General features: G+C 62.9%; 10 protein-coding genes. 3 read left to right on the forward strand and 7 right to left on the reverse strand.

Features of this window, described 5'->3' with window-relative positions:
- Positions 1-235 precede the first annotated feature (235 nt).
- Genes AB7M32_RS20450 through AB7M32_RS20460 form a run of 3 tightly spaced genes read left to right on the forward strand, consistent with a single transcriptional unit; the run spans position 236 to position 5,717 of the window.
- Complete coding sequence (locus AB7M32_RS20450; protein WP_092327785.1) at positions 236-1,480, forward strand: exonuclease SbcCD subunit D C-terminal domain-containing protein; 1,245 nt, start codon at positions 236-238, stop codon at positions 1,478-1,480.
- Positions 1,477-5,118, forward strand: a complete 3,642-nt coding sequence (locus AB7M32_RS20455) for an AAA family ATPase (RefSeq protein WP_454251144.1) — start codon at positions 1,477-1,479, stop codon at positions 5,116-5,118. The genes AB7M32_RS20450 and AB7M32_RS20455 overlap by 4 nt, the downstream gene beginning before the upstream one ends.
- Positions 5,115-5,717, forward strand: coding sequence for a glutathione S-transferase (locus AB7M32_RS20460; protein ID WP_454251145.1), 603 nt, complete (start codon positions 5,115-5,117; stop codon positions 5,715-5,717). The genes AB7M32_RS20455 and AB7M32_RS20460 overlap by 4 nt, the downstream gene beginning before the upstream one ends.
- Positions 5,718-5,890: 173 nt before the next feature.
- On the opposite strand, the gene AB7M32_RS20465 is transcribed toward AB7M32_RS20460, so the two are convergent.
- The 7 genes from AB7M32_RS20465 to AB7M32_RS20495 form a co-directional block, all read right to left on the reverse strand.
- Positions 5,891-6,016, reverse strand: coding sequence for a hypothetical protein (locus AB7M32_RS20465; protein ID WP_256573475.1), 126 nt, complete (start codon positions 6,014-6,016; stop codon positions 5,891-5,893).
- Positions 6,017-6,190: 174 nt separating this feature from the next.
- Positions 6,191-6,370 carry a hypothetical protein gene (locus AB7M32_RS20470; RefSeq protein ID WP_003202673.1) on the reverse strand — a complete coding sequence of 60 codons (180 nt, stop codon included), beginning with the start codon at positions 6,368-6,370 and terminating at the stop codon, positions 6,191-6,193.
- Between the two features lie 156 nt (positions 6,371-6,526).
- The gene (locus tag AB7M32_RS20475; RefSeq protein ID WP_072404518.1) at positions 6,527-7,702 is read right to left on the reverse strand and encodes a lactonase family protein; all 1,176 of its coding nucleotides are present in this window, start codon (positions 7,700-7,702) and stop codon (positions 6,527-6,529) included.
- Positions 7,689-7,985, reverse strand: a complete 297-nt coding sequence (locus AB7M32_RS20480) for a DUF5629 family protein (protein WP_454251146.1) — start codon at positions 7,983-7,985, stop codon at positions 7,689-7,691. The genes AB7M32_RS20475 and AB7M32_RS20480 overlap by 14 nt, the downstream gene beginning before the upstream one ends.
- Positions 7,986-8,222: 237 nt before the next feature.
- Complete coding sequence (locus tag AB7M32_RS20485; protein ID WP_454251147.1) at positions 8,223-9,803, reverse strand: aldehyde dehydrogenase (NADP(+)); 1,581 nt, start codon at positions 9,801-9,803, stop codon at positions 8,223-8,225.
- A 13-nt stretch (positions 9,804-9,816) separates the two neighbouring features.
- A complete protein-coding gene (gene araD1 / locus AB7M32_RS20490) occupies positions 9,817-10,809 on the reverse strand; it encodes an AraD1 family protein (RefSeq protein WP_454251148.1) in 993 nt (330 codons plus the stop codon).
- A gap of 149 nt (positions 10,810-10,958) precedes the next feature.
- The gene (locus AB7M32_RS20495) at positions 10,959-12,281 is read right to left on the reverse strand and encodes an MFS transporter (RefSeq protein WP_454251149.1); all 1,323 of its coding nucleotides are present in this window, start codon (positions 12,279-12,281) and stop codon (positions 10,959-10,961) included.
- Positions 12,282-12,391 lie beyond the last annotated feature (110 nt).

A 12,391-nucleotide genomic window follows, 5' to 3' on the forward strand; every position in this document is an offset into this window, starting at 1 on the left:
TGCGAAGCGGCCCCAACACTGTCGACGCCATCAAACAGACAAATGGAGATGTAGGATTCCAAGGCTGCTCCGCAGCCTATCGGGGATAAATCCCCTCGCCACAGAGTTGACTCCAGACTTGATCGGTACATCCAACGAAGTTGAACAAGTCCTCCCCCCCGTTTCCCAGTAAACTCTCTTTCTTTTAGCCGCCCTTCTCTTCGCCGCGGCCATCATCTGTTTTCTGGAGTTTGCCTTGCGTCTGTTTCACACCTCCGACTGGCACCTGGGGCAAAACCTGCACGGTCAGGAACGCGATTTCGAACACGCCTGCTTCCTCGACTGGCTGCTGCGTCAGCTGACCCACGAAAAACCCGACGCGCTGCTGATCGCCGGCGACATCTTCGACACCGTCAACCCGCCGGTCAAAGCCCAGGAGCGGCTCTACGACTTCATCGTCAGCGCCCATGAGCAAAACGCCAACCTGACCATCGTGATGATCGCCGGCAACCATGACTCCGGCTCGCGCATCGAGCTGCCTGCGCCGCTGATGCGACGCTTGCGCACCCACGCCCTGGGCCGGGTGTTGTGGCTGGACGACGGCCAACTGGATGTGGAGCGCCTGTTGTTGCCATTGCCCGATGCCAAGGGCAAGGTCAAGGCGTGGTGCCTGGCCCTGCCGTTCCTGCGACCCGCCGAGGTCACCGGCGCGCAACTGGGCGACGACTACCTGCGAGGTATCGGTCAGGTGCATGAGTGGCTGATCGCCGCGGCCAACAGCAAGCGCAAGAAAGGCCAGGCGCTGATTGCCATCAGTCATGCGCACATGGCCGGCGGTTCGGTGTCCGAGGACTCCGAGCGCAGCCTGATCATCGGCAACGCCGAGGCCCTGCCCGCCAGCCTGTTCGGCCCGAGCATCAGCTACGTCGCCCTCGGCCACTTGCACAAACCGCAGAAGGTCAACGGCGAAGAGCGTATCCGCTACAGCGGCTCGCCGATCCCGCTGTCATTCTCGGAAATTGGCTACCAGCATCAGATTCTCGACATCACCCTGGACGGCGAAACCCTGGTCAAGGTCGAGCCGCGCCTGATTCCCCGAGCCGTCAACCTGCAACGCCTGGGCCCGGCACCGCTGGCCGAGATCCTGGTACAACTCAAGGACCTGCCCGACATCGACCTGTTGGCCGATGTCCAGCGCCAGCCCTGGCTGGAAGTGCGGGTGCGCCTCGACGAACCGCAGCCGGACCTGCGCCACCAGGTCGAAACCGCACTGCAAGGCAAGGCCGTGCGCCTGGTACGGATTGCCGCCGAGTACGCCGGCAACGGTGGCGCCGGCAGTGCCGATGACGGCAACACGCTGGTGGAACTGGATCAACTCAGCCCGCAGGAACTGTTCAGCCGCGCCTGGCAGGACACCTATGGCAACGAAGTGGATGAACAGACCCTCAAGGATTTTGCCGTGCTGTTGCAAGACGTGCAGATGGAGAGCGAGCAACCATGAAGATTCTCGCGATCCGCCTGAAGAACCTGGCGTCCCTGGCCGGGCCGTTTGAAATCGATTTCACCGCAGAACCCTTGGCCAGCGCCGGCCTGTTCGCCATTACCGGCCCGACCGGCGCCGGCAAAAGCACACTGCTCGACGCCTTGTGCCTGGCGCTGTTCGGCGCCGTACCGCGCCTGAACAATACCGGTCGCGATGCCAAGGTGCCGGACGTCGATGGCGAGATTGCCACGGGCGATCCGCGCACGCTGTTGCGCCGTGGCACCGGTGATGGCTTTGCCGAAGTGGATTTTCGCGGCATCGACGGACGCCGCTACCGGGCTCGATGGGAAGCCAATCGCGCCCGGGAAAAGGCCGGCGGCAAGTTGCAAGCCAGCCGCCAAAGCCTGCGGGACCTGGACAACGACCAACTGCTGGCGAGCCAGAAAGGCGAATACAAGACCCAGCTCGAAGCCGCCCTGGGCCTGAACTTCGAGCAGTTCACCCGTGCCGTGTTGCTGGCCCAGAGCGAGTTCAGCGCGTTCCTCAAGGCCGATGACAACGATCGCAGCGAACTGCTGGAAAAACTCACTGACACCGCCCTGTATACCCGCCTCGGTCGCCGCGCCTTCGACAAGGCCAAGCAAGCCAAGGAAACCCACAAACAGCTGCAGGACCAGGCCACCGGTGTCACCCCGCTGGCCCCCGAAGCCCGGGCCGAACTCGACCAGCGCTTCAACGACGCCCAGCAACAACTCAAGGCCCAACAGGCGCAACTCAAGCAGTTGGAGCAGCAACACACCTGGCTGCGCGACCTGCGCCAATTGCAGGATGAACACGCCAGCGCCGCCGAACAGTTGCAACAGGCCCAGGCCGATTGGAACGCCCTGGCCGACGAACGCCTGAAACTGACCCGTCTGGAACAACTGGCGCCCCAGCGCCATCAGTTCATCCGCCAGGCGGAACTGAGCCGACAGCTCGACCCCTTGGCCGCGCAGATCCAGCAGCTCACCCAGCAGCAAATCGACCTGCACCAACAGCAAGCCGAACTGGAAAAAGGCCTGGGCGTCACGCAACTGGCATTGGCCGCGGCCCGGCAACAAAGCAGCGACAACGCGCCGTTATTGCGCCAGGCTTTCGAGGCGCAAAGCACCCTCGCCCGCCTCGTCAAGGACGCCAGCCAGGCCGCCGAGCACCAGGACCAGACGCAACAAGCCTGCACCGAAGGCCAGCGCGCCATCGACACCTTGCTCGAACAGCAAAAACAGGTGGCCGAGCGCTTGCAGCGCATCGCCGGCGAGCTTGAACAAAGTACGCACCTGGCACCACTGAGCGACGCCTGGAACGCCTATCGCGATCGCCTCCAACAACTGATGCTGATCGGCAATCGCCTGAACCAGGGCCAGGCCGAACTCTCCATGCTGGAGCAAGGCGCCGCCCGTGCCGCCGAGGAACTGGCCAGCCGCCGACAAGACCTTGAGGTGCTGTACAAGGAAGCCGGCGCCGAGCCGGAGGCCGTGGCCGAACAGATCCAATTGCTCGGCACCCTACTGCAAGACAACCGCAAGCAACTGCGCGCCTTCGAAGACCTGACCCGGCTGTGGGCCAGTCAGCAAGAGCTGGACAAACGAGGAGCCGAGCTTGAGCGACGCCAACAACAGGCGTTGCAGGAACGTGACCGCCTGGTGCGTGAGGGTGGCGAAGCCAAGGCCGAGCTGACCATCGCCGAACAGACCCTGACCGTGACCCGCGAACTGCTGGAGCGCCAGCGCCTGGCCCGCAGCGAAAGCGTCGAACAATTGCGCGCACAGCTGCAAGACCAGCAGCCCTGCCCGGTGTGTGGCAGCGTCGAGCATCCTTATCATCAGCCCGAAGCCCTGCTGGAAAACCTCGGACGCTTCGATGAAGCCGAAGAGGCCAACGCTCGCAAAGCCGTCGAGCGGCTCAATGAAAAAGTCATCGACCTGCGGGCGCAATACAGCGGGGTCATTGCCCAGCTCAAGGAGCTCAAACAGCAGCAGGAACAGCTCACCAGCCAGCAACAGAGCCTGGCCCCCAGCCTGGAGGCCCACCCGTCGTCGGCGCAACTGCTGGCCCAGGATTCGGGCAAGCGCGATGCCTGGCTGGCCCAACAGAACAGCCAATTGCACCTGCGCATCAGCCAGGACGAACAACGCCTAGCCGCCCTGCTGACCCTGCAACAGGACGCCGCACGCCTGGGCCAGCGCCTGCGCGAGGCCGAAGCGGCCAGCCAGCAGGCATCACACCAGCTGGGCAACCAGCAGCAAGCACTGGCCCGCGACCGCCAGCGCCTGGACGAGGAACTGACCCACTTCAGCACCCTGCTGCCGGCGGACACCTTGCAGGCCTTGCGCAGCGAACCCGCCGCGACCTTCCTGCAGCTCGACCAGCAGATCGCCCAGCGCTTGGAGCAACTGGAACAGCAACGCGACGAACTGGACGAACAACGCCAGCGCCAGCAGACCCTGGAGAAAGAGCAGGACCGTCAGCAAACCCGCGTCCAGCAGCTGGAAGCGGCCCGCCTGCAATTCAACGCCCTGAGCGAGCAACAGCAGGCCTGCCAGGAGAAACTCGCGCAACTGCTCGGCGAACACCTCAGCGCCGAACAATGGCAACAACAACTCGACCAGCGCCTGGAACAGACCCGGGAGGCCGAGGCGACAGCCAATCAGCAGTTGCAGCAAGTGCGCAACAGCCTTGTGCAACTGGCCGCCGAACTCAAGGCCCGCCAGGAACAGGCGCAATCCCTGGACCACGAACTTCAGGCGTTGACCACGGGTATCGCGCAGTGGCGCACCGGCCATCCGGAACTGGACGATGCCGCCCTTGAAGCCCTGCTCAGCCTGGACGAGCAACACGTCGGCCAGTTGCGCCAGCGCTTGCTCAACAGCGAAAAAGCCATCGAACAGGCCAGCGTCTTGCTCACCGAACGCGAGCAGCGCCTGCACAACCACCAGGCCCAGCACAACGGCAACCTGGCGCCCGAGCAACTCGCCGAAGCCCTCGCCGAACTGCAAACTCGATTCGCCGTCAGCGAACAGCGTTGCGCCGAACTGCGTGCCGAACAGGCCGAAGACCAGCGCCGGCAGAACGCCAACCAGGCCCTGGCCCAGCAGATCGAACAGGCCTACGCCGAATACCAGCGCTGGGCACGTCTCGATGCCCTGATCGGTTCGGCCACCGGCGACCGCTTCCGCAAGCTGGCCCAGGCCTACAACCTCGACTTGCTCGTGCATCACGCCAATGCCCAATTGCGGCAACTGGTGCGCCGCTACCGGCTCAAGCGTGGCGGCAGCATGCTCGGTCTGTTGGTGATGGACACGGAAATGGGGGATGAACTGCGCTCGGTGCATTCGTTGTCCGGCGGCGAAACCTTCCTGGTCTCCCTCGCCCTCGCCTTGGGCCTGGCCTCGATGGCGTCCAGCACATTGAAGATCGAATCGCTGTTCATCGACGAAGGCTTCGGCAGCCTCGACCCCGAATCGCTGCAACTGGCGATGGATGCCCTCGACGGCTTGCAGGCCCAAGGCCGCAAGGTCGCGGTGATCTCTCACGTGCAGGAAATGCACGAGCGGATCCCAGTGCAGATCCAGGTCCGTCGTCAGGGCAATGGGTTGAGCACCGTGGAGGTGAAATGAGCCGCGCCACGCTCTATTCCTTCCGCCGCTGCCCCTACGCGATGCGGGCGCGCATGGCCTTGCGCTACAGCGCGGTCGACGTGGCGATTGTCGAAGTCAGCCTGAAGGCCAAGCCCGCCGAGATGCTCGCCCTCTCCAGCAAAGGCACGGTGCCGGTGCTGCAGGTCGATGGCCGGGTGATCGATGAAAGCCTGGAGATCATGAGCTGGGCCTTGGCCCAGCACGACCCGCAAGACTGGAGGCTACGGGACAACGCCGACGGCCAGGCGTTGACGGCGGCGTTGGTCGAGGAAAACGACCAGGTGTTCAAGCTGCACTTGAATCGCTACAAGTACCCCGAGCGCCACCCTGAACAACCGATGGAACATTATCGGGCCGAGGGCGAGGTGTTCCTGGGCCGGCTGGAGCGGTTACTTGAAGCGCGGTCATTCCTGGCGGCGGATCACCAGAGCCTGGCCGATGTGGCGCTATTGCCATTCGTGCGCCAGTTCGCCCATGTCGACCGCGAGTGGTTTGCCCAGGCGCCCTATCCTCGGCTACAGGATTGGTTGCAGAGGTTCCTGGCGTCCGAGCTGTTTGTGGCGATCATGGCCAAGTAACGCCCTGCACAAAACCCTTGTGGCGAGGGGATTTATCCCCGCTGGGCTGCGCAGCAGCCCCAAAGCGACCAACTCGCTGTGTCAGGTTGATCAGGTTGTCCTTTGAGGGGGCTGCTGCGCAGCCCAACGGGGATAAATCCCCTCGCCACAAAAGCAACCAGCCCCTGCCCCTATCAATCGTGCAGAAAACTCAGCAATCGCTCGCGCGCCACTTCCAACTCACCGGTATCCGGTTGGGCCGCCGAGACAATCGGCGTGGAGTAGAGAAACAGCAGCATCACTGCCAGACGCATCGCCATGGTGTCCATCCTTATCTGCGAAGGAGTCAATTTGTCAGCGTCAAATTTAAACACATGGCCAAGTGATATTACAGCGAGATTTTTCCAGAAACGGCGAAGCCTGCGATCTTTTCTCTTCCATCCGGTGTTCGGTGAAGATGAAAAGATCGCAGGCTTCAGTCGTTGCGCGAGATTTCAGTGTTGGGTCTTGTGGTCCAGCGCCGCATAGAAGTTGGCGCTTTGTTGCAGGTATTTCTCTGTGTAGCTCTGGGTACGGTTTTTCTTGTCGCTGATCTCGACACTGGCACTGGCGGGCAGCGCCACGGTGGCAGAGATGGCGGAAGCGGCGATCACGGAGAAGAGATTCAGATTCATGGCGGTAGACCTCGGATTCAGTTGGCTGACTTGCCCGGTTGGGCCGTGGAGCAAACTTACGCGCCGAGGCGTCTCGCTTTGAAATGCTTTGTAGTACTAGCGAATATCAGTCTCGTTGATACAACGGCGCAGGCCTTGAAAAACAAGGCCTGCGGTCTATTGACGCAGCATGAACTTCAAGTCGCTCGGCGCATCCATCGGCATTTTCTGCACGGTTTTACCCAGCAGGCCGGTCTTCGGATCGCGCTCGACCACCACGATCTGGTTGCTCTTCTGATTGGCAATCAGCAGGAATTTCCCGCTCGGGTCGAGGCTGAACTCCCGCGGATGATCGCCTTCGACCGAGCGCCGCTGCAGCTCTTTGAGCGTGCCCGCAGCCGGGTCAATGGCGAACACCAGCACTTCGTTGGTGGTGCCACGGTTGCTGACGTAGAGGAACTTGCCGTCCCTGGACGCATGCAGCGCAGCCGCCGCCCTGCCCGGCTGGGGTTTGCCGGCGGCCAGGTCGACCAGTTGGCGCTGGGTCAGGCGGCCGTCCTGGTAATCGAACACCGCCACTTGCGCGGTCATTTCCATCGTCAGCCAGGCGTGCTTGCCGTCAGCGCTGAACAGCAGGTGACGCGGTCCGCTGCCGGGTGGCAATTGCACGAAGGCCGGCTCGGCGGCAGTCAGCGGCAGCTCGGGATTGGCCTTGGGGTCGTAGCGGTAGATGAACACCTTGTCCGCCCCCAGGTCGTTGGCGAACACGTACTTGCCATCGGGCGACGAGACCGCCGAGTGCACGTGGGCCGACATCTGCCGCTCGGGATTGACCCGGCTCGGTTGATGGCTGCTCAACTGCACCACCGGCGACAGCTTGCCGTCGGCGCCCACCGGCAACACCGCCAGGGTGCCGCCCGGGTCCTCCACGACCGAATAGTTGCTGACCAGCAGATGCCGGCCATCACCGCTGAGGCTGGAATGCGTCGGCTCGTTGCCCAGGGATTGCACCTGGTTGATCAGGCTGATGGCATGGGTCTTCGGGTCGATGGCATAGCTACTGACCTTGCCCACCGGGTCTTTCTGGCCCGGACCATTTTCGTTGACCACGAACAGCCGGGTCAGGTCGGGCGAGAGGGTCAGCCACGAGGGGTTGTCCGTCTTGATCACTTGCAACGGGTTGGCGTCGATCTGGCCGGTACGGCTGTCGAATTGCAACCGATAGATGCCTTGGCTCTGCCCGGCGGTATAGGACCCCACCAGCAGTTGATGACGTTCTTCGGTGTCCGCCTGAACGCCCATGGCGCCCAGGCTGCCGGCCATCAATAGCGGCCAGAAACTACGCATTTTCATCTTCGTCGTCCTCATCGTCGTGGCCGCTGGTGGCGTCCACGCATTCCAGACGGTGGTCACCGGAGTCACTGGTGATAATCCAGTGACTCGAGGCCTTGTCGAACGTCGCGGCCTGCATTTGCGCCGGCGTGAAACGCCAGTGCTCGAGGGTGCGACCGTTCATGCACTCGACGTGCAGTTGGTCCTGATCGTCGAGCTCAAAATTGAATGCGTGCAGGCCGTCGATGATCAGCATGTCGCAGGAGTCGAGGGCTTGCAGCAGGGGGTCGGTTACGGCAGTCATGGTGATCAGTCGGTCGTTGGGAAAGTGACCATGATAACCCAATGGGCGAGTGGACCTTGGGCCATCACTTCAGAAGCGAGGTTGACCGGGCGATCGCCATCGCGAGCAAGCTCGCTCCCACAATTAGGATTTCAGTGAATACAGATCTTGTATTCACAAAAGATCCAGTGTGGGAGCGAGCTTGCTCGCGAAGAGGCCGGCACATTCAACACCAATGCCACGGCCCCACCCCGATCCTCAGAGCGCTTCGCGCCCCGGCACCCCATCCACCAACCGCAGGATCCCCAGCGGGTTGGCGTTTTTCAGCGGTTCCGGCAGCAGGCTGTCGGGATAATTCTGGAAGCACACCGGGCGTAGGAAGCGATCGATCGCCAATGTGCCCACCGAGGTACCCCGGGCATCGGACGTTGCCGGGTAAGGCCCGCCGTGGACCATCGAATCACACACCTCGACACCGGTCGGATAACCGTTGAGAAGGATGCGGCCGACCTTCTGTTCCAGCAGCGGTGTCAATTCGCTGAACCGTTCGAAATCCGCCGGCTCGCCAATCATCGTCGCGGTCAGTTGGCCGTGCAGGCCGTTCAGCGCGGCGGTCAATTGCGCCTGGTCGGCGACTTCGACAAACACCGTGGTCGGACCGAACACTTCTTCTTGCAGCGCCTCGTCACCGTTGATCAGCAGGCTGGCATCGGCCTTGAACAACTGCGGCTGGGCCTGGTTGCCCTGCTGCTCGCGCCCGGCCAGGTGTTCAATGCCCGGGTGAGCCAGCAATTTCTGCAGGCCCTTGCCGTAGCTTTGCAGAGTGCCGGCATTGAGCATGGTCTGGGGCGCCTGGTCGCCGATCAGCGCGGCCACTTGCTGGGTGAAGGCAGTGAATTGCGGCGAGCGAATGCCGATCACCAGGCCCGGGTTGGTACAGAACTGACCGCAGCCCTGCACCACCGAGGCGGTCAAGTCGCGAGCGACGCTCTCAGCGCGGGTTTCCAGCGCTTGCGGCAAGACGATCACCGGGTTGATGCTCGACATCTCGGCGAACACCGGAATCGGCTGCGGCCGTGCGGCCGCCATGTCGCACAGGGCACGCCCGCCCTTGAGGGAGCCGGTGAAGCCCACGGCCTGGATCGCCGGATGCTTGACCAGCCATTCACCGACACCACCGCCGTAGATCATGTTGAACACGCCAGCCGGCATCGCGGTTTTTTCCGCCGCGCGAATGATCGCATCGGCCACGTGTTCGGCGGTCGCCATGTGGCCGCTGTGGGCCTTGAACACCACTGGGCAACCGGCCGCCAGGGCCGACGCCGTGTCGCCACCGGCGGTGGAGAATGCCAGGGGGAAGTTACTGGCGCCGAACACCGCCACCGGCCCCAGGCCGATGCGGTACTGCCGCAGGTCCGGACGCGGTAACGGCGTGCGTTCCGGCAAGGCGCGGTCGATGCGCGCACCGTAGAAATCGCCTCGACGCAAGACCTTGGCGAACAGGCGCATCTGGCCGCTGGTGCGACCGCGCTCGCCCTGGATCCGCGCCGCTGGCAACGCGGTTTCACGGCAGACCACGGCCACGAATTCATCGCCCAAGGCGTCCAGTTCATCGGCAATGGCCTCCAGGAACTCGGCCCGGCGCACCGCGCTCAGGCTCCGGTAGACCGGATAAGCCGCAGCCGCAGCCTTGGCGGCCGCATCGACTTCTTCGGCCGTGGCCTGGATGAAATCATGGGGCAAGGCCTCGCCGGTACTGGCGTCGACGCTTTGCAGGCGGGTCTGGCCGGCCGCGCTGCGCGCCCCGCCGATGTAGTTGTGGCCAAGGATCTGGTTCATCGCAAGTCTCCTTTTAAAGTGTGCCGATAGTACCCGGGTTGAACACCGCGTCTACCGGGGCAATGCCGTTGACCAGCGGCGCGCCGAATTCAGCCTGGCTGATTTCGAACACATCCCCCGGCTGGGTGCGGATGCCGTCGGCGAACGACAGGGTCGCGGTGCCGAAGAAATGAACGTGCACGTCCCCCGGGCGCAGGAACTGACTGTACTTGAAGTGGTGGAACTCCAGGTTCTCGAGGCTGTGGCACATGTTCGCCTCGCCGCTGAGGAACTCGTTCTGCCACAGCACTTCGCCATTGCGCAGGATACGACTGGTTCCGGAAAGATGTTGAGGCAGTTCACCGACGCGAAGTTCCGGGCCAAAACTGCAACTGCGCAATTTCGAGTGGGCCAGGTACAGGTAATTCTTGCGCTCCATCACGTGGTCGGAAAACTCGTTGCCCACGGCGAAGCCCAGGCGATAGGGCTTGCCGTCGTGGCCGATGACATACAGGCCACTGATTTCCGGCTCTTCGCCAGCGTCTTCGGCAAAGGGCGGCAGCGGGAACGGATGGCCCGGGCGGACTACAATGCTGCCGTCGCCCTTGTAGAACCATTCCGGTTGCACGCCGGCCTGCCCGGCCTGGGGCTTACCGCCCTCCACGCCCCACTTGAAGATGCGCATGGTGTCGGTCATGGTCGCTTCGTCGCCGGCCTGCTGGTGCATCTTGTCCCGGGCCGAGGCGCTACCCAGGTGGGTCAGGCCGGTACCGCTGACCAACAGGTGCGCCGGGTCCGGATGGTCCAGCGGTGGCAGGATGCGCAGCTCACTGAGCAACCGGGCGTAGTCATGACTCGCCCCCAGGCCCAGGCTACCGACCTGCTGCTCCAGCTTCACACCCGCCTTGATGGCGGCCAGCGCCAGCTCGCGCACGCTAGCGGCGCCCTGCACTTCCCGCACCTGGTCGCCGTCGACCACACCGACGCGGCGTTCGCCGTTACTCAATTCGAACTGAACTAAACGCATATCTTTCTCCTTGTAAGCAAAACTTGAATTCGGTGCAGCCCCTTGTGGGAGCGAGCTTGCTCGCGATAGCGGCCGCACATTCACCCATGATGTCGTCTGTCAGACCGCCATCGCGAGCAAGCTCGCTCCCACAGTTGAGTGCAGTGGCCTCAGGTACGCGTCGCCCCCCGGGCGCTGGCGGCGAACTGATCCGCCGGCAGCACGTGCTTGCGCTCCAGCAGGCGATAGACCACGCCGGTCAACACCAGGCCGAATACCATTACACCGGACAGGAAATACAGGCCCGAGGCCAGGTTGCCGGTGTACTCCTTCAGCGCACCGATCACGAACGGCCCGATGTAACCGCCCAGGTTGCCTACCGAGTTGATCAGCGCAATACCCGCCGCAGCACTGGCGCCGGCAAAGAAACGCCCTGGCAAGGTCCAGAACACCGCCGTGCAGGAAAACAGCGCGAACGCCACCAGGCACAGCGCCGCCAGTTGCAACACTGGCACCGACAACCATGCGCTGAGGAACAGGCCGATGGCGCCCAACACGTACAACACGGCCAGATGACCGTAACGATCATTCAAGCGATCAGAGCTGCGAGGAATGATCAGCAAACCGATGATGCCGAAGATGTACGGCACCGACGACACAAAGCCAGTCACCAGGTCACTGCCACCGAACTGCTTGATCAGCGTCGGCAGCCACAAGCCCAGGCCGTAGATGCTCAAGGTCACTGGCAGGTAGAACAGCGCCAGCAACAAGACGCGCTTGTCCTTCAGGGCATGCAGCGGATTGCCGTGGCGGGTCTGGCCGTATTCCTGCAGGTCTTTTTTCAGCTCACCGGTCAGCCAGTCCTTCTCGGCCTGGTCCATCCATTTCACTTGTTGCGGACCATCCGGCAGGTAACGCAGCACCGGCCAGGTCAGCAGCACCGCCGGCAGGCCGATGACGATGAACAGCCACTGCCAACCGTGCAGGCCGAGGATCCCGTCCATGCCCAGCAAGCCACCGGACACCGGGCCGGTGATCATCATTGCAATAGGTTGGGACAGAATGAACAGGCCGAGGATCTTGCCGCGATGGCGCACCGGGAACCACTGGGTGATGTAGTAAAGCACGCCCGGGAAGAACCCGGCTTCGGCCGCGCCCAGCAAAAAGCGCATCACATAGAAGCTGTGGGGGCCCTGCACGAATGCCATGCCGATGGTGATGACGCCCCAGGTGATCATGATCCGGGCGAACCAGCGCCGGGCACCGTAGCGTTCCAGCATCAGGTTGCTGGGGATCTCCAGCAGGAAATAACCAATGAAAAACAGCCCGGCACCCAGGCCGTAGGCGGCGTCGCCGATGCCGAGGTCGGCGCCCATGTGCAGCTTGGCAAAGCCCACGGCAGAGCGGTCCACGTAGGCGATCAGGTAAAGCAGGATCAGGAAGGGAATCAGTTTCAGCGTAATGCGACGAATAAGCCGCAATTCCTGGCTCATGGGACCGGTCTCCGATTGTTGTTGTTATGGAACCTCGGGGGATTTCTCTCGCGAATGACCGCCAGGACAACCCCTCCGTTGAATCGGACTATATAGTAATACTATTTACC

Source organism: Pseudomonas sp. R151218B TE3479, assembly GCF_053629195.1.